Annotated in this window: 18 protein-coding genes; 15 read left to right on the forward strand and 3 right to left on the reverse strand. The window is 65.9% G+C overall.

Going from position 1 to position 22,520, the window contains the following annotated elements; translation table 11 throughout:
• The first annotated feature begins 129 nt into the window (after window positions 1-129).
• The 3 genes from zwf (at window position 130) to F3J17_RS27550 (ending at window position 4,276) form a co-directional block, all read left to right on the forward strand.
• Window positions 130-1,596 (forward strand): glucose-6-phosphate dehydrogenase, encoded by a 1,467-nt coding sequence (gene zwf / locus F3J17_RS27540; RefSeq protein WP_167066644.1) that lies wholly within the window; start codon window positions 130-132, stop codon window positions 1,594-1,596.
• Window positions 1,597-1,677: 81 nt separating this feature from the next.
• Window positions 1,678-2,379, forward strand: a complete 702-nt coding sequence (pgl, locus tag F3J17_RS27545; RefSeq protein ID WP_167066647.1) for a 6-phosphogluconolactonase — start codon at window positions 1,678-1,680, stop codon at window positions 2,377-2,379.
• Window positions 2,360-4,276 (forward strand): bifunctional transcriptional regulator/glucokinase, encoded by a 1,917-nt coding sequence (locus F3J17_RS27550; RefSeq protein WP_167066650.1) that lies wholly within the window; start codon window positions 2,360-2,362, stop codon window positions 4,274-4,276. Before pgl ends, F3J17_RS27550 begins: the two co-directional genes overlap by 20 nt.
• An 80-nt stretch (window positions 4,277-4,356) precedes the next feature.
• On the opposite strand, the gene F3J17_RS27555 is transcribed toward F3J17_RS27550, so the two are convergent.
• Window positions 4,357-5,592 (reverse strand): Bcr/CflA family multidrug efflux MFS transporter, encoded by a 1,236-nt coding sequence (locus tag F3J17_RS27555; protein ID WP_167066653.1) that lies wholly within the window; start codon window positions 5,590-5,592, stop codon window positions 4,357-4,359.
• Between the two features lie 312 nt (window positions 5,593-5,904).
• Between F3J17_RS27555 and F3J17_RS27560 the strand changes: the two genes are divergently transcribed.
• From F3J17_RS27560 to F3J17_RS27600, 9 genes are all read left to right on the forward strand, one after another.
• Window positions 5,905-6,513: a hypothetical protein gene (locus F3J17_RS27560; RefSeq protein WP_167066656.1), complete on the forward strand. Its 609-nt coding sequence runs from the start codon at window positions 5,905-5,907 to the stop codon at window positions 6,511-6,513.
• 208 nt (window positions 6,514-6,721) lie between these two features.
• Entirely contained in the window at window positions 6,722-8,032 is a 1,311-nt protein-coding gene (hemL, locus tag F3J17_RS27565; RefSeq protein WP_167066659.1) for a glutamate-1-semialdehyde 2,1-aminomutase, read from the forward strand.
• A 92-nt stretch (window positions 8,033-8,124) separates the two neighbouring features.
• Entirely contained in the window at window positions 8,125-9,285 is a 1,161-nt protein-coding gene (ribD, locus tag F3J17_RS27570) for a bifunctional diaminohydroxyphosphoribosylaminopyrimidine deaminase/5-amino-6-(5-phosphoribosylamino)uracil reductase RibD (protein WP_167066662.1), read from the forward strand.
• A gap of 41 nt (window positions 9,286-9,326) precedes the next feature.
• Window positions 9,327-9,962, forward strand: a complete 636-nt coding sequence (locus tag F3J17_RS27575; RefSeq protein WP_167066848.1) for a riboflavin synthase — start codon at window positions 9,327-9,329, stop codon at window positions 9,960-9,962.
• A gap of 451 nt (window positions 9,963-10,413) precedes the next feature.
• Entirely contained in the window at window positions 10,414-12,240 is a 1,827-nt protein-coding gene (locus F3J17_RS27580) for an ABC transporter ATP-binding protein (RefSeq protein WP_167066665.1), read from the forward strand.
• Between the two features lie 267 nt (window positions 12,241-12,507).
• Window positions 12,508-13,668 carry a bifunctional 3,4-dihydroxy-2-butanone-4-phosphate synthase/GTP cyclohydrolase II gene (ribBA, locus tag F3J17_RS27585; RefSeq protein ID WP_167066668.1) on the forward strand — a complete coding sequence of 387 codons (1,161 nt, stop codon included), beginning with the start codon at window positions 12,508-12,510 and terminating at the stop codon, window positions 13,666-13,668.
• 92 nt (window positions 13,669-13,760) lie between these two features.
• Window positions 13,761-14,273: a 6,7-dimethyl-8-ribityllumazine synthase gene (ribH, locus tag F3J17_RS27590; protein WP_027817473.1), complete on the forward strand. Its 513-nt coding sequence runs from the start codon at window positions 13,761-13,763 to the stop codon at window positions 14,271-14,273.
• Window positions 14,270-14,704, forward strand: coding sequence for a transcription antitermination factor NusB (nusB, locus tag F3J17_RS27595; RefSeq protein ID WP_027817474.1), 435 nt, complete (start codon window positions 14,270-14,272; stop codon window positions 14,702-14,704). The genes ribH and nusB overlap by 4 nt, the downstream gene beginning before the upstream one ends.
• A gap of 107 nt (window positions 14,705-14,811) precedes the next feature.
• The gene (locus tag F3J17_RS27600) at window positions 14,812-16,005 is read left to right on the forward strand and encodes a pyridoxal phosphate-dependent aminotransferase (protein WP_167066671.1); all 1,194 of its coding nucleotides are present in this window, start codon (window positions 14,812-14,814) and stop codon (window positions 16,003-16,005) included.
• A gap of 106 nt (window positions 16,006-16,111) precedes the next feature.
• Here the strand turns inward: F3J17_RS27600 and F3J17_RS27605 are convergent, their stop codons facing one another.
• A complete protein-coding gene (locus tag F3J17_RS27605; protein WP_167066674.1) occupies window positions 16,112-17,329 on the reverse strand; it encodes a transglycosylase SLT domain-containing protein in 1,218 nt (405 codons plus the stop codon).
• A gap of 581 nt (window positions 17,330-17,910) precedes the next feature.
• On the opposite strand from F3J17_RS27605, the gene F3J17_RS27610 reads away from it, so the two are divergent.
• The 3 genes from F3J17_RS27610 (at window position 17,911) to F3J17_RS27620 (ending at window position 21,869) form a co-directional block, all read left to right on the forward strand.
• On the forward strand, window positions 17,911-19,500 hold the full coding sequence (locus tag F3J17_RS27610; RefSeq protein WP_167066677.1) for a UbiD family decarboxylase: 1,590 nt from the start codon (window positions 17,911-17,913) through the stop codon (window positions 19,498-19,500).
• A gap of 130 nt (window positions 19,501-19,630) precedes the next feature.
• Window positions 19,631-21,103 (forward strand): NAD-dependent succinate-semialdehyde dehydrogenase, encoded by a 1,473-nt coding sequence (locus F3J17_RS27615; RefSeq protein WP_167066680.1) that lies wholly within the window; start codon window positions 19,631-19,633, stop codon window positions 21,101-21,103.
• Window positions 21,104-21,194: 91 nt separating this feature from the next.
• Entirely contained in the window at window positions 21,195-21,869 is a 675-nt protein-coding gene (locus F3J17_RS27620; RefSeq protein WP_167066683.1) for a LysE family transporter, read from the forward strand.
• Window positions 21,870-21,999: 130 nt separating this feature from the next.
• On the opposite strand, the gene F3J17_RS27625 is transcribed toward F3J17_RS27620, so the two are convergent.
• Window positions 22,000-22,311 carry a hypothetical protein gene (locus tag F3J17_RS27625; RefSeq protein ID WP_167066686.1) on the reverse strand — a complete coding sequence of 104 codons (312 nt, stop codon included), beginning with the start codon at window positions 22,309-22,311 and terminating at the stop codon, window positions 22,000-22,002.
• Between the last annotated feature and the right edge of the window lie 209 nt (window positions 22,312-22,520).

Genomic DNA, 22,520 nt, shown 5'->3' on the forward strand with positions numbered 1-22,520 from the left:
CAAAAAAAATTTTATCGGACTACGGCCGCTTGACGGACCGCTGCCCGCGCCCTGCTGGCGCGGCCCGAGCGGCCCGGTTCGAGTCTGCTTTTGGCCTGGGTTCGACCCATCTGGACTGTGACGGAGACTATGCAATTCCCTACCGATTCAGGATTCACGTTCGTGCTGTTCGGCGCCACCGGCGACCTGGCGATGCGCAAGATTCTTCCGGCACTGTTCGAGGCGCACCGCTCGGGCATGCTGGCCGAATCCGGCAAGATCGTGGGCGTGGCGCGCCATGAAAACGACCGCGATCACTATCTCCAGTGGGTCGAGGAGCACGTCAAGCCGCACGTCTCGAAGGGCGGTCTGGACGAAGCCGCCTGGGCCAGCTTCCTCGAACGCATCGTCTATGTGAAGCTCGACCTGTCGCGCGCCGAAGACTTCGGCATGCTGCGCGACGGCATCGCCGGGCTGCCGGGCATCCGCGTGTTCTATCTGGCGACTGGCCCGTCCCTGTTCGTGCCGATCTGCCGCGCGCTCGCCGCGGTCGGCCTGAACGAGAACTCGCGCATCGTGCTGGAAAAGCCGCTCGGCTACGACCTGAAGTCGTCGAATGCGATCAACGATGCAGTCGGCGAAATTTTTGCCGAAGAGCAGATCTATCGCATTGACCACTATCTCGGCAAAGAGCCGGTGCAGAACCTGCTGGCGCTGCGCTTCGGCAATGCGCTGTTCGAGCCGCTGTGGCGCCGCGAATGGGTCGAAAGCATCCAGATCACGATTGCGGAAGAGCTCGGCGTGGAAGCGCGCGGCGACTTCTACGACAACACCGGCGCGCTGCGCGACATGGTGCAGAACCACTTGCTGCAGCTGCTTTCGATCGTGGCGATGGAGCCGCCGCACTCGATGGATTCGGACTCGGTGCGCGACGAAAAGCTGCGCGTGCTGCGCGCGCTCAAGCCCATCGATCCCAACGAAATCAGCAAGGTCGCCGTGCGCGGCCAGTATCACGCGGGCGTGATCCGCGGCACGCCGGTGCCCGCGTACGCCACCGAAAAAGGCGTGAAGCCCGACAGCCGCACCGACACCTTCGTTGCGCTGAAAGTCGAGATCGAAAACTGGCGCTGGGCCGGCGTGCCGTTCTTCCTGCGCACCGGCAAGCGTCTGGCCGATCGCGTCGCGGAAATCGTGGTCAATTTCCGTCCGGTGCCGCATTCGGCGCTCGGTCCCACGGCGCTGCGTCCCGGTTCGAACCGACTCGTGATCCGCCTGCAGCCGAATGAAACGATTCGTCTCTACTGCCTCGCCAAGCAGCCCGGCGAAGGCATGAACCTCGCGAGCGTGCATCTGGATCTCGCGTTCGACCAGTTCTTCCGCGAAGGGCAGATGGAGGCGTATCAACGTCTCCTGCTCGACGTCATCAACGGTCGCCTGGCCCTCTTCGTGCGCCGCGACGAACAGGAAGCCGCGTGGAAATGGGTCGAGCCGATCCTCAACGACTGGACCACCTCCACCCGCCCGCCCAAGCCGTATGCGGCGGGCACGTGGGGACCGGCGGCGGCGAGCGCGATGCTGGCGCAGCACGGCACCTGCTGGCTCGAAGAAGAGAATTGATGCGGGCGCATCAGTGCGCGCACGCCGTAACGGACAGATGAACGACCCCGAAGACCTACAAAAAAGCAGCCTGGAGGAGAAGTGATCGAGCTTCACGTATTCGACGACCCGCGCGTCCAATCCGACGCGCTGGCGCGAGCCGTGGGCGACGCGCTACATGCGTCGCTCACCGCTCTTGCAGCCGCGCCCGGCACCGGTGCGCGCCGTGCGACGCTCGCCGTCTCCGGCGGCACGAGCCCGCGTCCGTTTCTCGAGAACCTGTCGACGCATCGTTTCGACTGGGCCCACACCGACGTCACGCTGGTGGACGACCGCTGGGTGCCGGAAGCCGATAGCGCCAGCAACGCGCGCCTCGTGCGCGAAACGCTGCTCAAGCACGAAGCCGCTCACGCGCGCTTTCTGCCGCTGGTGGACGTGACGCAGGATCTCGACGCCCATGTGGCCGCGCTCAATGCCGATCCGCAGCGCCTTGTGCCGAATGTCGCCGTGCTGGGCATGGGCGAGGACGGCCACACCGCCTCGATCTTCGCCGACGCCCCCGAGTGGCATGAGGCCATCACCACCGCGCGCCCGTTCGTGGCCGTGCATCCGCAGGCCGCGCCCCATGCGCGCGTGTCGTGGTCGATGCAGGCCCTGCGCCAGGTCGACCGTCTGTTCCTGCTGATCGCGGGACAGCGCAAGCTCGACGTGCTGCAACAGGCCGCCGCGACAGAACAAAACAACGCCATCTCGAAGCTGGCGAACGACAAGGGAGTGAGACTCGATGTCTACTGGTGCGCCTAACAAATCCGCCTCTGGCGCGGGCCAGCACGCCGACGGACCGAGACTGCTCGCCGATATCGGCGGCACCAACGCGCGCTTCGCGCTGGAAACCGCGCCGGGCGACATCGGCCAGGTGCGTGTGTATCCGTGCGCGCAGTATCCGGGCGTCGCCGAGGTGATCCAGCAGTATCTGAAAGACACGAAGATCGGCCGCGTCAATCATGCGGCGATCGCCATCGCCAATCCGGTCGACGGCGACCAGGTGCGCATGACCAATCACGACTGGACCTTCTCGATCGAAGCCACGCGCCGCGCGCTCGGTTTCGACACGCTGCTGGTCGTGAACGACTTCACCGCGCTTGCCATGGCGCTGCCGGGTCTCACCGACGCGCAGCGCGTCCAGGTGGGCGGCGGCCAGCGTCGCCAGAACAGCGTGATCGGCCTGCTTGGGCCGGGCACGGGTCTGGGCGTCTCCGGCCTGATTCCCGCCGACGACCGCTGGATTGCGCTCGGCAGCGAAGGCGGTCACGCCAGCTTCTCGCCGCAGGACGAACGCGAAGACATCGTGCTGCAATACGCGCGCAAGAAGTGGCCGCATGTGTCGTTCGAGCGCGTCTGCGCCGGGCCTGGCGTCGAGCTGATCTATCGCGCGCTCGCTGCGCGCGACAAGAAGAAAGTGGGCGCGGATATCAACCCGGCCGAAGTCGTCAAGCGCGCGCACGAAGGCGAAGCCCTCGCGCTGGAAACGGTCGAAGTCTTCTGCGGCATTCTGGGCAGCTTTGCGGGCAATATCGCGGTGACGCTCGGCGCACTGGGCGGCATCTATATCGGCGGCGGCGTGGTGGGGCGTCTGGGCGAGCTGTTCATGCGCTCGCCGTTCCGCCAACGCTTCGAGGCCAAGGGCCGCTTCGACGTCTATCTCGCCAACGTGCCCACCTATGTGATCACGGCGGAATACCCCGCATTTCTGGGGGTGTCGGCGATTCTCGCGGAGCAGCTGTCGAACCGCGCAGGCGGCGGATCGTCGGCGGTGTTCGAGCGCATCCGCCAGATGCGCGACGCGCTCACGCCCGCCGAGCGCCGCGTGGCCGATCTCGCGCTCAATCATCCGCGCTCGATCATCAACGATCCGATCGTCGATATCGCGCGCAAGGCCGACGTGAGCCAGCCGACCGTGATCCGCTTCTGCCGGTCGCTCGGCTGTCAGGGTCTGTCGGATTTCAAGCTCAAGCTCGCCACCGGCCTGACGGGCACGATTCCGGTCAGCCACAGCCAGGTGCATCTGGGCGACACGGCCACCGATTTCGGCGCGAAGGTGCTCGACAACACGGTGTCGGCGATCCTGCAGTTGCGCGAGCATCTGAATTTCGATCAGGTCGAGCAGGCGATTTCGCTGCTCAACGGCGCACGGCGCATCGAGTTCTACGGGCTGGGCAACTCGCACATCGTCGCGCAGGACGCGCACTACAAGTTCTTCCGCTTCGGCATCCCGACCATCGCTTATGGCGATCTCTACATGCAGGCCGCTTCGGCGGCGCTGCTCGGCAAGGGCGATGTGATCGTGGCGGTGTCGAAGTCGGGTCGCGCGCCCGAACTGCTGCGCGTGCTCGATGTGGCGATGCAGGCCGGCGCGAAGGTGATCGCCATCACCTCCAGCAACACGCCGCTCGCCAAGCGCGCGACCGTGGCGCTGGAAACGGATCACATCGAAATGCGCGAGTCGCAGCTCTCGATGATCTCGCGCATCCTGCATCTGCTGATGATCGACATCCTCGCGGTGGGCGTTGCGATCCGTCGCGCCTCGCCCGATAACGACGTGCGCAACGCGGTGGCGCAGGCGCGCGAGCAGGCCGACGACGATGCGTCCGCCGTGCTCGACTGGCTGAGCCACGGCGCGTCTTCCTCGCCGCGCGAATAAGGCGGTTTGGAGCCGGCATAAAAAAACGGGACGCTCAAGCGTCCCGTTTTTCATTGGTCGAAGCGGCGTCGCATGCCGCTTCAGGCGTTCGGCGCCGCAGCCGCCGCGCCCGGCGCGGGATGACCGTGCCACTTCACGACGATGCGGCGTCCGAGCCACGTCAGCACACCGCAGGTGCCGATGGTGCAGCCCATGCCAAACGGCGACACGCCCGGAAACCAGCCCACCACCGCGCTCGCGAACGCGCCCAGCCCGAGTTGCGCCGCGCCGAACACAGCGGCCGCCGCACCCGCATTCTTCGGATAGCGATACATCAGATCGGTCGCACAATTCGCGCCGAGCAAGCCCACCACGCTCACCACGAAGAACAGGCCGAACACGATCGACCACAGGCCGCCCCACCCCGTCACGCACATCAGCGCGACAAATAGCGATGCGACGATGCTGACCGTCGAGGCCATCGACACCATCTTCAGCGTCCCGAGCCGCCCGATAAAGCGCGTGTTCAGGAAATTGCCGAGCATGATGCCAAACACGTTCATGCCGAAGAACAGCCCGTAGTGCTGCGGCGAAACGTGGAAGTACTCGATATAGACGAACGGCGTGGCCGAGATATAGGTGAACATCGACGCGAACGCCATGCCGCCGCACAGCATGTGACCCCAGACCAGCGGGTCGCGCAGCAGCCGGCCGTACGCGGCGAACGAGCGCAGCACGGCGGCGCTTTCGCGTTTTTCCGCAGGCCAGGTTTCCGGCACGCGCAGCCACGCGGCCGCGCCGCACGCAAGGCCAAACAGCGTGAGCGCGACGAACACGATGCGCCAGCCGCCCAGCAGCAGCAACTGTCCGCCGATCAACGGCGCGAGCAGCGGCCCGATGGAGGTGACGATGGCGACCATCGACAACACCTTGGCGGCGTCCGACGGCTCGTGCGCGTCGCGCGCAATCGCCCGCGCGAGCACCGAAGCCGCACCCGCGCCGAGCGCCTGCAGAAAGCGCACAAAGGTCAGCTCGCCGACCGAATACGAGAGCCAGCACGCGATGCTTGCCAGCGTGAAGAGCGCGATGCCGCCAAGCAGCACGGGACGTCGGCCATAGGCGTCGGAGACCGGGCCATAGAGCAGCATGCCGATCGAGAAACCGGCCATGAAACTGGTGAGCGTCGAAGCGGCCGCGCCCGCCGTCACGCCGAAAGACTGGGCGATGGCGGGCAGGCTCGGCAGGTACATGTCGGTGGCGAGCGGGCCGCAGGCGGCGAGCGCACCGAGCAACAGGATCAGCCGGCCATCGGGTCGGCGTCGCGGGGAATGGGACATGTGATCAGCGGGTCAATCGGCGGCTGGAACGGGCTGGGAGCGGACCGCGCGCCATCAACCCAGGCGCGGCGGTCTCGAAGTCATCGCCCGGATCGGTCTGCGCGGGCGGTAAAACCGGGCGCAGCGAGGCGGCAATGTAGCCGGTGCATTGTACCCCGAGGGCTACAACGGGCTTTCGCCGACGCGACCGCCGCGACCGCCGGGTCTGCCGGGTCTGCCGGGTCTGCCGGGTCTGCCGGGTCTGCCCTGCACCCGCGTATGCGCTAAGCTGCGCGCTTTGCCTCGCCTTCGCCTCGCGGCACGCCCCCCATCATGAGCGCCTACCTGCTGATCTGGAGCCCCAAAAAGTGGCCCTGGCCCGAACTGCCCGACTTCGCCCGCCGCGTGCAGGCAGGCGAAACCGTCACCGACACGTGGGGCTGCGGCTTCGCGCGCGGCATCCTGCCGGGCGACCGCGTGTTCCTGCATCGCGTCGCCGCCGAGCCGCGCGGCCTGTTCGGCTCCGGCTACGTCCTGCGCGGTCCGTATGAAGTGCCCGATGCGGCCTATAAGCGCGGTTATCGGCTGTGTGTCGACTTCGTTTATGACTGGCTCGTGGATGCGAACGGCGCAGTCGTGATCGGGCGCGATGCGCTGCGCGCGCATCCGTGGTCGGTGCAGACTTGGGACGCGCAAAGTTCGGGCACCGTCATCAAGCCGATCGCGCTGGGCGCGCTGGAAAAGCGCTGGGCCGAGTTGACCGGCAAGCGGCCCATGCCGCCTCTGGCCGTCGCGGCGATGCATGCGGCGGAAAACGCGCGCCTCGCGCAGGCGGAAGAGGCGGAAAAGGCTGAAGTGGCGAACGACGCGAAAGCGGAACACGAAAAGCCGCGCAAGGCCGCCGCGACACGCAAGCGCGCAGCCTCGCGTAGCGCTGCCTGACCCACCGGCGCTTGCCGCGCGGTCGAGTCCGGCCCCCGGCCCGTTCGGCGCGAGTCCGGTACAATTTCAGACACTACGCCCCTCGCCCACGGGCCGCCATTTCGCGGGTCCGTGCGCTGCCACAGCTCGGCAGGGCGCATCATGCGGCACCCTTGCGGCACTCCAGACAGCGCCGACATCCGATACCACTCTCGCAGGTCCAGCACTCATGTCTTCCACTTCCAGCACCCAGACCACGAATCAGGCCACCAACGAAGCCCTCTTCGAGCGCGCGCAACGCACCATCCCGGGCGGCGTGAATTCGCCCGTGCGCGCGTTCCGTTCGGTGGGCGGCACGCCGCGCTTCATCGAGCGCGCGCAAGGCCCGTTCATGTGGGACGCGGAAGGCAAGCGCTATATCGACTACATCGGCTCCTGGGGCCCGATGATCGTCGGCCATGTGCATCCGGAAGTGCTCGAAGCCGTGCAGAAGGTGCTGGCCAACGGCTTCTCGTTCGGCGCGCCGACCGAAGCCGAAATCGAGATCGCCGAGGAAATCTGCAAGATCGTCCCGTCGATGGAACAGGTGCGCATGGTGTCGAGCGGCACCGAAGCGACCATGAGCGCGCTGCGCCTGGCGCGCGGCTACACCAGGCGCGACCGCATCGTGAAGTTCGAAGGCTGCTACCACGGCCACGCCGACAGCCTGCTGGTGAAGGCCGGCTCGGGCCTGCTGACGTTCGGCAACCCCACCTCGGCGGGCGTGCCGGTCGATACGGCCAAGCACACCACGGTGCTCGAATACAACAACGTCGCGGCGCTGGAAGAAGCATTCAAGGCGTTCGGCGATGAAATCGCTGCCGTCATCATCGAGCCGGTTGCGGGCAACATGAACCTCGTGAAGGCCACGCCGGAGTTCATCCACACGCTGCGCGCGCTCACGCGCAAGCACGGCAGCGTGCTGATTTTCGACGAAGTGATGTGCGGCTTCCGCGTCGGTCTGCGCGGCGCACAGGCGCTCTACAACGTCGAAGCCGACCTCGTCTGTCTGGGCAAGGTGATCGGCGGCGGGATGCCGGCAGCGGCGTTCGGCGGTCGACGTGAAATCATGGATCACCTCGCGCCCAACGGCACGGTCTACCAGGCGGGCACGCTCTCGGGCAACCCGATCGCCGTCGCGGCGGGTCTGAAGACGCTGCAACTGATCCAGGCGCCGGGCTTCTACGAGAACCTCGCCGCCAAAACCGCGCGTCTCACGCAAGGCCTCACGCAGGCCGCGCGCGAAGCGGGCGTGCCGTTCGTCGCCGATTCGGTGGGCGCGATGTTCGGCCTCTATTTCGCGGAAAAAGTACCGGGCAGCTTCGCCGAAGTCACGAAGAGCGATGTCGCGCGCTTCAACCACTTCTTCCATCAGATGCTGGACGCGGGCGTGTACTTCGCGCCGTCGGCGTACGAAGCGGGCTTCGTGTCGAGCGTGCACGACGACGCGCTCCTCGACGAGACCATCGACGCCGCGCGCCGCGCTTTCGCGCAGAAGTAAGCGCCAGGCGCATTAGAACAAGCCGCAGGCGAGGCCCAGGCACATCAGCCTCGCCGGTTCCACCGACCGCCGTCGCGGAGAAAAGCTCGACGATGTTCTCGCAATCCGATTTCGTCCATATGGAGCGCGCGCTCGCCCTGGCGACGCGCGGCCTTTACACGACCGATCCCAACCCGCGCGTCGGCTGCGTGCTGGTCAAGGACGGCCAGGTGATCGGCGAAGGTTTCACGCAGCCCGCCGGTTTCGATCACGCCGAAATCCAGGCGATGAAGGACGCCCGCGCGCGTGGCCACGACCTGCGCGGCGCGACCGCCTACGTGACGCTGGAGCCGTGCAGCCACTTCGGCCGCACGCCGCCGTGCGCGAACGCGCTGATCGAAGCCAAGGTCGCGCGCGTGATCGCCGCGATGGAAGACCCGAACCCGCTCGTTTCCGGGCGCGGCCTGTCGATCCTGCGCGATGCGGGCATCGACGTGCGCTGCGGCCTGCTGGCCAACGAGGCGCGCGAACTTAACATCGGCTTCGTCTCGCGCATGACGCGCAAGCGCCCTTGGGTGCGCATGAAAGTGGCGGCGACGCTCGACGGCCGCACCGGCCTGCCCTCCGGCGAAAGCCAGTGGATCACCGGCGAAGCCGCACGCGCCGATGGCCACGCCTGGCGCGCGCGCGCCTCGGCGATTCTCACGGGCATCGGCACGGTGAAGGAAGACGATCCGCGCATGACCGTGCGCGCCATCGACACGCCGCGCCAGCCCAGACGCGTGCTGATCGACAGCCGCCTGGACGCCTCGCCGCTCGCGCAGATTTTCGTGGGCGCGCCCACGCTGGTATTCTGCTCCGCGCTCGATGCGAGCAACGAAGAACGCGCCGATGCGCTGCGCGCGCGCGGCGCGGAAATCGTCGCGCTCGGCAACGAGCATGGCAAGGTCGATCTCCCCGCGATGCTCAGCGAACTCGCGGCGCGCGGCGTCAACGAATTGCACGTGGAAGCGGGTTACAAGCTCAACGGCTCGCTGCTGCGCGAAGGCTGCGTGGACGAACTGCTGGTCTATCTCGCGCCTTCGCTGCTCGGCACGCAGTCGCTCGGCATGGCCGATCTGGTCGCGCCGGACACGCTCGACGCACGCACGCGCCTGAACTTCCACTCGGTCGAGCGCGTCGGCGACGACCTGCGCATTCTTGCGCGTCTCCTGCCGCAAGCCGGCGCGGACGATGAGCACGGCAAGGCGGGCACGCTTGAGGACGCACAATGAATCTCACGAACGTACTGAACGAATCTATCAAGGACAGCCAGATGTTTACCGGAATCGTCGCGGCCGTGGGCCGCATTGAATCGATCAAGCCGCTGGGCACCGACGCCGACGCGGGCGTGCGCCTCACCGTCAACGCGGGCGGCCTCGACCTCGACGACGTGCAGATGGGCGACAGCATCGCCATCCAGGGCGCGTGCATGACCGCCATCGCCAAGACCGCGACGACCTTCGACGTCGACGTTTCGCGCGAAAGCCTGAACCGCACCGTGGGTCTCGCGGATACCGGCGAAGTGAATCTGGAAAAGGCGCTGCGCGCGCATGACCGCCTGGGCGGCCACATCGTCTCGGGTCACGTGGACGGTCTGGGCATCGTGACGCGTTTCGCGCCGGTGGGCGAATCGCATGAACTGCGCATTCTCGCGCCCGTGGAAATCGGCCGCTATCTGGCCTACAAGGGCTCGGTCACGGTCAACGGCGTGAGCCTGACGGTGAATTCGGTGGACGATCGCGCCGATGGCTGCGAGTTCTCGATCAACCTGATCCCCCATACCGTCGAAGTGACGACGCTCAAGCATCTCGCGGCCGGCACCAAGGTCAATCTGGAGATCGATCTGATTGCGCGCTATGTGGAGCGGATGCTGTCGGCGGGCGCGAAGACCGGCGCGGCGCAGGATTGATCGGCTGTTAGTTGAATCAAGCGTCAGCAGCAATGCGCGCCGTATCTCACGCGGCGCGCAGCCAGCAAGCGCAAGATCGATAGCGCTGCTAAGATTCGGACTATTCCTCTCGCGGTATGCGCCAGCATGCCGCACTCTTAATCACCCGAACTTCGCAAGGAGGCAAAGATGGCAACGATCGAGATAGCTGCTGTCGTGTCGCCGGTTTGGGTGATGTCTCGTGGCGCTCATGTTGCTTCAGTAGCACAGAGCGCCGGCATCCTCCGTCGAGCGGGTCGACCGCAACCGTAGGGTGTCGCGGCGCAGCGGGTTTCTTCCGGCTGCGTCACTTTCCAGCGATTTTTTTGGGTTTTGCGTCCGGTTCTTCGTACCGGAATGCGCTGCCGTCGCTATCCGCTTTTTCCTCTCTTTCAGGGAAGTCTCCGGGCCTTTTGGCCGGGGCATGCTGTCCATGACAGATCAAGACAAACAATCCGTTTCCGGCGGCCACACCTTCCGCAAGGTGCTCGGCTTTACCTTCCGGCACTGGTCGAGCCAGCCCGTCCGCGTGAGCGCGGTGGCGCTGACTGCCCTGCTCGGCGCGCTCGCCGATGTGTTCACGCCGCACTACGCCGGCAAGCTCGTCGACTCGCTCGCGCACGATGCGAACGGCAACGCCGCCGCCTGGCATGCGGCCGTGGTCGCGTTCGTGGCGCTCACCGCGCTCGGCCTCGCCGGCACGCTGATGCGCCAGGCCGCATTCCAGAACATCATCATGCTCACGCTGCGCATGATGAGCGAAGTCGCCACGCACGCGTTCCATCGCGTGCAGCGCTTCTCCACCGACTGGCATGCGAACAGCTTCGCGGGCTCCACCGTGCGCAAGATCACACGCGGCATGTGGGCGCTCGACCTGCTCAACGACACGCTGCTGGTCGCACTGTTTCCGTCGCTCGTGATGCTGGTGGGCTCGACCGTGCTGCTCGCGGTGCAGTGGCATGTGATGGGGCTCGTCGTAGGCGTCGGCTCGGTGATCTATCTCGCCATCACGGTGTCGCTTTCGCTGTTCTATGTCGCGCCGTCCGCGCGTCTGGCGAACCAGTGGGACACGAAGATGGGCGGCGCGCTCGCGGATGCGGTGTCGTGCAATCCGGTCGTGAAGGCCTTCGGCGCCGAGGCGCGCGAAGAGGCGAGGCTCGCGCGCGTGATCGACAAGTGGGATAGCCGCACGCGGCGCACATGGCGGCGCGGCACCTTCAACGGCGGCGTGCAGGGCGCGCTGCTAGTGGCGATGCAGGCAGCGATTCTCGGCGCGGCGCTGATGCTGTGGGCGCGCGGTCTGGCGAGCGTGGGCGACATCACCTTCGCGCTCACGCTGTTTTTCCTGCTCAAGGGCTATCTGCGCGATGTCGGCATGCACGTGCGCAATCTGCAGCGCTCGGTCAACGACATGGAAGAGCTGGTGATGCTCGACGACCAGCCCCTCGGCATCGAGGACATGCCGGGCGCGCCGCCCATCGTGATCGATCGCGGCGACATCCGCTTCGAGAACATGACGTTCCGCTACGGCGCGCTGGAGCGGCCGCTGTATACGGATCTGAATCTGCGCATCGCCCCGGGCGAACGCGTGGGGCTGGTGGGCCATTCGGGCTCGGGCAAGACGACGCTCATCAAGCTGATCCAGCGCCTGTACGACGCGTCGGAAGGCCGCATCACGATCGATGGGCAGGATATCGCGCGGGTGCAGCAGGCCTCGCTGCGCTCGCAGATCGCCATCGTCCAGCAGGAGCCGGTGCTGTTTCACCGCACGCTCGCGGAGAACATCGCTTATGCGCGACCGGGCGCCACGCACGCCGAAATCGTGCACGCCGCGAAGCTGGCGAGCGCGCACGATTTCATCATGGCGCTGCCGCGCGGCTACGACACGCTGGTGGGCGAGCGCGGCGTGAAGCTGTCGGGCGGCGAGCGCCAGCGCGTGGCGATTGCGCGAGCGTTCCTGGCGAACGCACCGATCCTGATCTTCGACGAAGCCACCTCCAGCCTCGACAGCGAAAGCGAAGTGCTGATCCAGCAGGCGATGGAGCGGCTGATGGAAGGCCGCACGACCGTGGTGGTGGCGCACCGCCTTTCGACCGTGCGCGCGCTCGACCGGCTGCTGGTGCTGGAACGCGGACGCGTGGCCGAGGAAGGCACGCACGATGAACTCGTGCGGCGCGAAAACGGGTTGTATCGGCGGTTGTTCGAGCGCCAGGCGCTGGAGCTGACCAAAGGCCTCGCCGACGATGTGGTGTTGCGGTGAGCGCGTAGCGTGTTTGAGGGCGCGATGACCGCGAAACATCGCGCCCGCGAAACCTTTCATTTGTCGCGCTGACGCCACAGGCACGCCAGCCCTGGCCATCCGGCCAATGCGCAGGCTTGCGGCGCTAAGCCTGGCCGTACCGCCAGTACGTGAACGCAGCGCGCCGAACGCCCCCGCCGCGCTCAAAACCCGCCGCATCGCCCCCGTTCTGGGCGACGCGCCCGCCCGCGTGGCGTAAAATGTGCGCTTTCCAGCCAGAATCCCATCATGACGCTCGCCTCCACTCTTGAGATCATCGCCGAACTGAAAGCCGGCAAGATGGTGATCCTTGTCGACGAAGAAGACCGGGAAAACGAGGGCGACCTCGTCATCGCGGCTGAATTCGTCACGCCCGAAGCCATCAACTTCATGGCGAAGTACGGTCGGGGGCTGATCTGCCTCACGCTCACCCAGGAGCGCTGCAAGCTGCTCAACCTGCCGCTGATGACCTCCCGCAACGGCACGCAGTACGGCACCGCGTTCACGGTGAGCATCGAGGCAGCCGAAGGCGTCACGACGGGCATTTCCGCCGCCGACCGCGCGCGCACGATCCAGACGGCGGTGGCGCCCAACGCCCGCGCCGAACATATCGTGCAACCGGGCCACGTGTTCCCGATCATGGCGCAACCGGGCGGCGTGCTGGTGCGCGCGGGCCACACGGAAGCGGGCTGCGACTTCACGGCGCTCGCGGGCCTCACGCCCGCCTCGGTGATCTGCGAGATCATCAAGGACGACGGCACGATGGCGCGCCTGCCCGACCTCATGGAGTTCGCGAAGGAGCACGACATCAAGATCGGCACCATCGCCGACCTGATTCACTATCGCAGCCGCACGGAATCGATCGTCGAACGCGTGGGTGAACGCACCATGCAAACGGCGCACGGTGCCTTCCGCGCGATCATGTATGTCGATCGCCCGACGGGCACGCCGCATATCGCGCTGGTGCGCGGCACGCCCTCGCCGGAAGTCGATACGCCCGTGCGCGTGCACGAACCGATCTCGCTGCTGGATCTGCTGGAAACGGGCTCGTCCACGCATTCGTGGACGCTCGACGCCGCCATGCGCGAGATCGCCGAACGCGATCTCGGCGTGATCGTCATGCTCAATTGCGGCGAGAGCAAGGAACATCTGGTCGACGTCTTCAAGGCGTTCGACCAGAAAGAGCGCGCGGAGGCGCTCGCACGCCGGCCCGTGGATTTCAAGACCTACGGCGTCGGCGCGCAGATCCTTCGCGAACTCGGCGTGGGCCGCATGCAGGTGCTCTCCAAGCCGCGCCGGCTTGGCAGCATGTCGGGCTACGGCCTCGAAGTCACCGGCTTCGTGCCGATGCCGGGCAGCCAGACCGAAGCACCCTGCCCGCCGGAAACGGCCGAGCGCGCGGCGCAGTAAAGCCGGCATCGCTGTCTAGCTGACATACACTACGCCGCACCGCACGCCCATTTTCACGCGTCACCACGCTCAACCGAACTTACGGATACCACATGGAAATCGGACAATACCAACCGAACCTCGACGGCGACGGACTGCGCATCGGCATCGTCCAGTCGCGCTTTAACGAACCCGTCTGCAACGGCCTGGCCGACGCCTGCATCGAAGAACTCGAACGCCTCGGCGTGACGGGCGAAGACGTGCTGCTCGTCACCGTGCCGGGCGCGCTCGAAATCCCGCTGGCGCTGCAAAAGCTCGCCGAAAGCGGCCAGTTCGACGCCCTGATCGCGCTTGGCGCGGTCGTGCGCGGCGAAACCTACCACTTCGAACTGGTCTCGAACGAAAGCGGCGCGGGCATCACGCGCATCGCGCTCGACTTCGGCGTGCCGGTTGCGAACGCGGTCCTGACCACCGAAAACGACGAGCAGGCCGTCGCGCGCATGACCGAAAAGGGTCGTGACGCCGCACGCGTCGCAGTCGAAATGGCGAACCTGACGGTTGCGCTGGAACAACTCGACGGCGGCGACGACGACGAGGACGAAGAAGACGAAGAGGAACAGCAATGAAGAGCGCGCGCCGCCGCTCCCGCGAACTGGCCACGCAGGGTCTGTATCAGTGGCTGCTGTCGGGTGTGCCCGCCGGCGAGATTGATGCGCAACTGCGCGGTTCGCAGGGCTACGACAAAGCCGACCACGAGCACCTGGACACGCTGCTGCACGGCGTGATCCGTGAAGCGGACGAACTGTCCGGCGCCATCGCGCCGTGCCTGGACCGTCCGATCGAGCAGCTTTCGCCCGTCGAACGCGCCGTGCTGCTGGTCGCGACCTACGAGTTCAAGCACCACGTCGACATTCCGTATCGCGTCGTCATCAACGAAGCCGTCGAACTCACGAAGACCTTCGGCGGCTCGGATGGCTACAAGTACGTGAACGGCGTGCTCGACAAGCTCGCGGCGCAACTGCGCGCCACCGAAGCCCAGAACGCCCGCAAGTCGTAAGTCGTTGTAGTTTTCATCGCGCGTCATGGCGCAGCTGGCGCGGAGCCGGACTTTCAGGTCCGCCCCGCCCGGCGCGCGTCACGGCCGCCAGCACTGGAATCACCCGCATGAACTCCGTTGCCGAACCGCTCCTGCGGCTGGCCGCCCGCGTCGACGCGATCCAGCCGTTCTATGTCATGGAACTGGCGAAGGAAGCCGCGAAGCTCGAACGCGCCGGGCGCGACATCATCCACATGGGTATCGGCGAGCCGGATTTCACGGCGCCCGAGCCTGTGGTCGAAGCCGCAGCGGCGGCACTGCGCAAGGGTGTCACGCAGTACACCAATTCGCTCGGCATTCACGCGCTGCGCGAAGCGATCGCTGGGCATTATCAGCACGCGTATGGTCTGACGATCGATCCGGCGCGCATCGTGGTGACGGCGGGTGCGTCGGCGGCGTTGCTGCTGGCGTGCACGGCGCTTGTCGATCGCGACGACGAAGTGCTCATGCCCGACCCGTCCTATCCGTGCAACCGGCACTTCGTGGCCGCCGCGGAAGGCAAGCCGGTGCTCGTGCCAAGCGGCCCCGAAGCGCGTTTCCAGCTGACCGCCGCCGATGTCGAGCGTCTGTGGACGCCGCGCACGCGTGGCGTGCTGCTGGCTTCGCCATCGAATCCCACCGGCACCTCGATCGAACCCGCCGAACTCAAGCGCATCGTGCAAAGCGTGCGTGCGCGCGGCGGTTTCACAATCGTCGACGAGATCTATCAAGGGTTGTCGTACGGCGAACCGCCCGTGAGCGCCCTCTCCTTCGGCGACGACGTGGTGACGGTCAACAGTTTCTCGAAGTACTTCAACATGACCGGCTGGCGTCTGGGCTGGCTCGTGGTGCCGCCGTCGCTGGTCGGCGCGTTCGAGAAGCTCACGCAGAATCTGTTCATCTGCGCGTCGGCGCTCGCGCAGCACGCGGCGCTCGCCTGCTTCGAGCCGGATACGCTCAAGATCTACGAAGCGCGCCGGCTGGAGTTCAAGCGCCGTCGCGACTTCATCGCGCCTGCGCTCGAATCGCTTGGCTTCACGGTGCCCGTGATGCCGGACGGCGCGTTCTACGTCTATGCGGACTGCACGAACGTCAATCACCCCGCCGCCGGCGACAGCGACGCGCTCACCCGCGCAATGCTGCTCGAAGCGGGTGCGGTGATGGTGCCTGGCATGGATTTCGGCGTCGCGGCGCCGCGTCAGTATGTGCGGCTGTCTTACGCCACCGCGTACGAGCGGCTGGAAGAAGCGGTCGCGCGATTGCGCGTACTGTTCGAGCGCTAGACCGCCCAATCGTCATATAGAACAGAGGCGGAAATGAAAAAAGGCACCCGAGGGTGCCTTTTTTCTTACGTACGGTCACTACTGTGGCTGGGGCCTGAGTCAGACCTCAAGCGCCAAGCTCCGAGCCGTGCTTCGCAGCCGCACCGCCGGTGCTCGCGTCGTCCTGCGAGGGCGACGACGAAGCCGAGGTCTTTTCCATCAGCGGATGCGCACCGTCGAGCGTCATGCGTACGCGCTTTTCGCCGTTCGGGGCCGTCACGCTGGCCACTTTCTGCGTACCGCCGGTGCTGGCCGTCGTAGTAGTGGGTGCCTGCGGCGCGTTGATCGGCACATCGCGGCCGCGGGCAACGTCACGCAGACGCCCACGCTCAGCCATCACCTTGGCGCCGTAACCGCCGTCGTCCGGCGAAGTCGAGCCGACATACAGGCGCAGACCGCCGGGCAGCGAACCGCCGCGTGCGATGCAGTCCTTCAGGACCAGCGCGCCGACCTTGATGTTGGCGAGCGGATCGAGCGCCGCGCTCTGGCCGCCGAAGTACTGGAACTTGTCCGAGTGCACCTTCGACATGACCTGCATGAGGCCCTGCGCGCCCACACCGCTTTCGGCGTACGGATTGAAGCCCGATTCGATCGCCATCACGGCGAGCAGCAGCAGCGGATCGAGACCCACTTCGCGGCCCGTGTCGAAAGCGGCCTTCACGAGTTCGCCCACCGGTTCCTGCGCGACGCGGTAGCGACGCGAGATGTAGGTAGCGACCAGCGCCTGTTCGCGCGCCGAAACGAGCACGCGGTCGTCGCGGGCGTCCGGCGTGATGCGCTGCGCCGGGATCATGCGCGCCAGCGTACCGACGCTCGGCAGCGAACGCGGGTCGAGACCGTTGAGCGTGACCGCGTCGAGCGTGGCCATGCCGCCGTTCGAGACGCTGCTGGCCACGTGGGCCACCGCGCCGTTCGAGCCGGCCGGGGTGATGCCCGCGCCGGGCAGGCCGGCGTCGGGGACAAGCGCCGTGGGCAGGGTCGCGCCATCGGCAGGGTTGTTGTCGTCGCTGGACGCTGCGCCCGAGGGCATCAGCGACGGCAGCGGATTGCCTTGCAGCAGACGGGCGGGACCCGCCTGCACGGCAGCGGAAACGAAGGGCATCATGCGCGCGGCGAGCGTGCCGCGCCAGGTGGGCAGGAGCCACACGGCAAGCGCGAGCACGACGGCGCAACCGCCGACGATGCTAAACAGGTGATGGCTCAGACGCGTGCCACGGCGCAGCAGCGCACGCAAGCCAAGAGCGAGACGCTCATCGGCGCGCCACCACGATAACCAGGTATTCATCTAACAGATCTCCCCATGGTGCATGATCCGGCGAGCGAAACTCGGCGCGAGGCCAAGGGCCAATCGCAGGATCAAGACGCCGCGCGCCCTGGCTGGTGCGGCAGCGGCGTCGGGAAAACGGCAAAGTACGCCGTGGGTGGAACCCCTCAGGAACAGCAGACACGCCGGGAGCGGCGCGTGGGGGTTCTCACGCGAACAGCCGGCGCAAAGGCGCCGGCGAGGACAGCCAATCTAAAACCGTGGAAAAGCCGCGCAGGGAATCGGCTTAACGGCGACGCGTTGCGTCTGAAGGACCGGGACGGTGGTTAAAAATTGCAAGCCCTGCAACCAATGTGGGCGAATTCTAGCAGGGATTTATAGACCGTCAACACTATAGAATGTCAAATCTATAACTAATTGTAATAATGAACAGTGTTCAATCCGGGCAGACCCGCGTGGTACGCGCGTCTGCGGCCAGTTGGCGGATCTGCCTGCCAGCGTGCGCCAGGTAACGCAGGTAAAATCGACAATCGATTTCGTTCAGCTTCGGCTCCGGCCCTGATTCCTGCTTTGCCGCACACTGCGGCTCCGACCCTATCCTGATGAAATACAAAGACTTACGTGACTTCGTCGGTCGCCTGGAGACGCTTGGCGAACTGCGCCGCGTGCCGCAGGCCGTCTCTCCTGTGCTGGAGATGACCGAGCTGTGCGACCGCGTGCTGCGCGCCGGCGGTCCGGCATTGTTGTTTGAGAACCGCCAGACGCATGCGTTCCCCGTGCTCGGCAATCTGTTCGGCACACCGCGGCGTGTGGCGCTCGGCATGGGTATCGATGCGGGCGCAACGGATCACGGCCGCACGGGCGACGCCGCCGCGCTCGAATCGCTGCGCGACGTGGGCCGCCTGCTCTCCGCGCTCAAGGAACCCGAGCCGCCGCGCGGCCTGAAGGACGCGGGCAAGCTCTTCACGCTGGCCAAGGCCGTGTGGGACATGGCGCCGAAAACCGTCAGTGCGCCGCCCTGCCAGGAAATCGTCTGGGAGGGCAATGATGTCGATCTCGCGAAGCTGCCGATCCAGACCTGCTGGCCCGGCGACGCCGGTCCGCTCATCACCTGGGGTCTCACGGTCACGCGCGGGCCGAACAAGACGCGCCAGAATCTGGGCATCTATCGTCAGCAATTGATCGGCCGCAACAAGCTCATCATGCGCTGGCTCGCGCATCGGGGCGGCGCGCTCGATTTCCGCGAATTCGCGCTGCGCAATCCTGGCAAACCTTATCCCGTGGCCGTGGTGCTCGGCGCCGATCCGGCGACCATCCTCGGCGCGGTGACGCCGGTGCCCGATACGCTCTCCGAATACCAGTTCGCCGGTCTGCTGCGCGGCGGACGCACCGAGCTTGCGAAGTGCCTGACGCCTGGCGTCGATACGCTGCAAGTACCCGCGCGCGCCGAAATCGTGCTCGAAGGTTTCATCTACCCGCAAGAAGGCACGCCCTCGCCTGCTCCCGCCGGTGCGCCGCCGCGTCCTGCAAAGAGCGCAAGTGCCTCTTACGAGCATGCGCTCGAAGGCCCCTACGGCGATCACACCGGTTACTACAACGAGCAGGAGTGGTTCCCCGTCTTCACCGTCGAGCGCATCACGATGCGCCGCGACGCGATCTATCACTCTACGTATACAGGCAAGCCGCCCGATGAGCCCGCGGTGCTCGGCGTCGCGCTCAACGAAGTGTTCGTGCCGCTGTTGCAGAAGCAGTTTCCCGAGATCACCGACTTCTATCTGCCGCCCGAAGGCTGCAGCTATCGCATGGCGATCGTGCAGATGAAGAAGAGCTACGCCGGGCACGCCAAGCGTGTGATGTTCGGCGTATGGAGCTTCCTGCGCCAGTTCATGTATACGAAGTTCATCGTGGTGGTCGACGAGGACGTCGATATCCGCGACTGGAAGGAAGTGATCTGGGCGATCACGACGCGCATCGACCCAGCGCGCGATACAGTGCTTGTCGAAAACACGCCGATCGACTATCTCGATTTTGCGTCGCCGGTGGCAGGCCTCGGCTCGAAAATGGGCCTCGACGCCACCAACAAATGGCCCGGCGAAACCGACCGCGAGTGGGGCCAGGCCATCGAGATGAGTCAGGACGTAAAAATGCGCGTAGACCGTCTCTACGACGAACTCGGACTCGGTCGCGCCTGAGTGCGCCGCGCCGCGGCTCGCAAGGAGCTGCGGCGCGCGCCCTGTCGTTCATCCGCGACGCCTTTTGCGACGCCGCGCCCGTTGCGGCTCGCCGTGAGCCGCAGCGCTCATGCATAGAGGAGACACGACGATGAGCCAGTTGGCATCCGAACGCCTGACCCAGCTGAAGGACCCCGCCCTCTTCAAGACGCGCGCCTGGATCGACGGCGAATGGAGTGGCGGCGCGACGACCTTCGCCGTGCTCGATCCCGCCGATAACTCTGAAATCGCCCGCGTGCCCGACTTCGGCGCGGCTGAGGCGAGTCGCTCGATCGCCGCCGCGCACACCGCGCTGCCGGCGTGGCGCGCGAAGACCGGCAAGGAGCGCGCCGCCGTGCTGCGCCGCTGGTTCGACCTCGTGATCGAGCACGCCGACGACCTCGCCGCGATCATGACCGCCGAGCAAGGCAAGCCACTCGCCGAAGCGCGCGGCGAGGTGCTGTACGGCGCGTCTTTCCTGGAATGGTTCGCCGAAGAAGCCAAGCGCGTGAACGGCGACGTGCTCGCCAGCCCCGCCACCGACCGCAAGCTGGTCGTGCTCAAGCAGCCGATTGGCGTGTGCGCGTCCATCACGCCGTGGAATTTCCCGATCGCGATGATCACGCGCAAGGTCGCGCCCGCGCTGGCCGCGGGTTGCACGATCGTCGTCAAGCCTGCCGAACAGACGCCGCTGTGCGCGCTGGCGCTGGCCGAACTCGCCCAGCGCGCGGGCGTGCCCAAGGGCGTCTTCAACGTGATTACCGCCGATTCGGCGAATTCGATCGAAGTCGGCAAGACGCTGTGCGAAAGCGACGTCGTGCGTCATCTTTCCTTTACCGGATCGACGCCGGTGGGCCGCGTCCTCATGCAGCAATGCGCGCCGACGGTCAAAAAAATCGCGCTGGAACTGGGCGGTCACGCGCCCTTCATCGTGTTCGACGACGCCGATATCGACGCCGCCGTTGAAGGCGCAGTCATCTCGAAATATCGCAATGCCGGGCAGACCTGCGTGTGCACGAACCGCTTCTATGTACACGACGCCGTCTATGACGCATTCGTCGAAAAACTGGCTGCCGCCACGCGCAAGATCAAGGTCGGCAACGGCTTCGACGCGGGCGTCAATCAAGGCCCGCTGATCGACGACGATGCCGTGGCCAAAGTCGTAAAACACGTCGAAGACGCCACGTCGAAAGGCGCGAAACTCGTCGCGGGCGGCCAGGCGAGCGAGGGCCGCTTCGTCGAGCCGACCGTGCTCGCCGACGTCACGCGCGACATGCTGATCGCGCGCGAAGAAACCTTCGGGCCGGTCGCCGCCGTGTTCCGTTTCAGCGACGAAGCCGAAGTGGTCGAACTCGCCAACGATACCGAATTCGGCCTCGCCTCCTACTTCTATAGCCGCGATATCGGCCGCATCTGGCGCGTGGCCGAGGCGCTCGAATACGGCATGGTCGGCATCAATACCGGACTGATCTCGAACGAGGTCGCGCCGTTTGGCGGCGTGAAGCAATCGGGGCTGGGACGCGAAGGCTCGAAGTACGGCATCGACGAATATGTCGAGCTGAAATATCTGTGCATCGGCGTTTGAAGCGATGCTTCGCTGAACCTGCTGTAACTCGCCGCGCGGCTCGCTTCTAGCGCTCTTCCGCGCGGCGCACGACAACAACAAACTTGGCTTTATGTCTCACGTTTCCCTGGTTTCCGACGGCTTTTTTCTGTCGCTTTCGCTGTGCCTCGACATCGGTCTCGTCAATGTCGCGATCATTTCCCTCACGCTCTCGCACGGGTTCCGGCCGGGCTTCTGGCTCGGCTTCGGCTCGTGTTTCGGCGATCTGATTTACGCGGCGCTCGCGCTCGCCGGCATGGCGGCGCTGCTGCAGTTCGAGGCGGTGCGCTGGGTCGTATGGATTGGCGGCGCGGCGGTGCTGCTGATGCTCACCTGGAAGATGGCGCGCGAAGCGCTCAACCCCGCGAAGGCGCCTCCGGTCGAGGGCGAAGCGGACAGCGCCTCGCCCTTGCCCAACCCGTGGCGCAGTTTCGTGCGCGGCGTGCTGCTGGCGGTGTCGTCGCCCAGCGCGATTCTGTGGTTCGCCGCGGTGGGCGGCGCGCTCATCGCCAAATCGGGCGCGACGAGCGCAGGATCGGCGGCGCTATTTTTGTCGGGATTTTTTCTCGGCGGGCTTGGCTGGACGCTCTTTCTCTGCGGGCTCGCAAGCCACGGGCGCAAGCGCGCGGGCACTGGACTGCTGCGCGCGTGCCATGTGCTTTCGGCACTGCTTTTCGCGTGGTTCTCTTATAGCGTGATCGTGAACGGCTATCGCGATTTGATCGTTCAGGGCGCGGGCGCATCCTGAAGCGCGCCCTTCGTTTTCGCACCCAGAACGACAAAGGCGCAACGCGGCGAGAGCCGGCGTTGCGCCTTTGTTTATCAGATCGATAAGACTGGCAGATGGCCCCCGCCATCCGCCGCCTCACCCTCAAATCTTAACGGCGATACCAGCCACCGTGATAGCCGTGGTAGTAGCCATAGCCATGGTGGTAATACGGGTGGCCGTAGTAGCCATAACCACCGTAGCCGCCAACGACCACGGCGGGCGGCGGCGCATAGACCACCGGCGGGGGCGGTGCGTAGTACACCGGCGGCGGCGGCGGTGCATAAACCGGCGCTGCATAGACGGGATAAGCCGGTGCGACCGGAATGCCAATGCCGATACCCACCGAAACGTGCGCCTGCGCTGCGCTGACGAGCCCCACGCCCAGCGCTGCGGCAACGATAAACGAAACGGTCTTTTTCACTTCTCTTCTCCTGGCGGCCGACGACGGCGTCGCTCCACATGACGGGCAGTGCCCACGTAAAGACTCTATCTAAAAGCGCCCCCGTCAAAGGTTGCCATTTGTTGCAAATTGCAATTGCCTTATACGCATTGAATGCGCCGCAACAAGCGCAGGTAAAACATTTCTGCCGAAAAGACCCGCAAATGACGCCGTATCGCGCCGCCAGGCGG

It is taken from the genome of Burkholderia sp. Ax-1719 (assembly GCF_011753055.1).
In the GTDB taxonomy this organism is placed as follows: Bacteria; Pseudomonadota; Gammaproteobacteria; order Burkholderiales; family Burkholderiaceae; genus Paraburkholderia.

Coding starts and splice junctions, on each gene's coding strand:
- zwf (WP_167066644.1), top strand. CDS start 130: ATGCAATTCCCTACCGATTCAGGATTCACGTTCGTGCTGTTCGGCGCC.
- F3J17_RS27550 (WP_167066650.1), top strand. CDS start 2,360: ATGTCTACTGGTGCGCCTAACAAATCCGCCTCTGGCGCGGGCCAGCAC.
- F3J17_RS27555 (WP_167066653.1), bottom strand. CDS start 5,592: ATGTCCCATTCCCCGCGACGCCGACCCGATGGCCGGCTGATCCTGTTG.
- F3J17_RS27560 (WP_167066656.1), top strand. CDS start 5,905: ATGAGCGCCTACCTGCTGATCTGGAGCCCCAAAAAGTGGCCCTGGCCC.
- hemL (WP_167066659.1), top strand. CDS start 6,722: ATGTCTTCCACTTCCAGCACCCAGACCACGAATCAGGCCACCAACGAA.
- ribD (WP_167066662.1), top strand. CDS start 8,125: ATGTTCTCGCAATCCGATTTCGTCCATATGGAGCGCGCGCTCGCCCTG.
- F3J17_RS27575 (WP_167066848.1), top strand. CDS start 9,327: ATGTTTACCGGAATCGTCGCGGCCGTGGGCCGCATTGAATCGATCAAG.
- F3J17_RS27580 (WP_167066665.1), top strand. CDS start 10,414: ATGACAGATCAAGACAAACAATCCGTTTCCGGCGGCCACACCTTCCGC.
- ribBA (WP_167066668.1), top strand. CDS start 12,508: ATGACGCTCGCCTCCACTCTTGAGATCATCGCCGAACTGAAAGCCGGC.
- ribH (WP_027817473.1), top strand. CDS start 13,761: ATGGAAATCGGACAATACCAACCGAACCTCGACGGCGACGGACTGCGC.
- nusB (WP_027817474.1), top strand. CDS start 14,270: ATGAAGAGCGCGCGCCGCCGCTCCCGCGAACTGGCCACGCAGGGTCTG.
- F3J17_RS27600 (WP_167066671.1), top strand. CDS start 14,812: ATGAACTCCGTTGCCGAACCGCTCCTGCGGCTGGCCGCCCGCGTCGAC.
- F3J17_RS27605 (WP_167066674.1), bottom strand. CDS start 17,329: ATGAATACCTGGTTATCGTGGTGGCGCGCCGATGAGCGTCTCGCTCTT.
- F3J17_RS27610 (WP_167066677.1), top strand. CDS start 17,911: ATGAAATACAAAGACTTACGTGACTTCGTCGGTCGCCTGGAGACGCTT.
- F3J17_RS27615 (WP_167066680.1), top strand. CDS start 19,631: ATGAGCCAGTTGGCATCCGAACGCCTGACCCAGCTGAAGGACCCCGCC.
- F3J17_RS27620 (WP_167066683.1), top strand. CDS start 21,195: ATGTCTCACGTTTCCCTGGTTTCCGACGGCTTTTTTCTGTCGCTTTCG.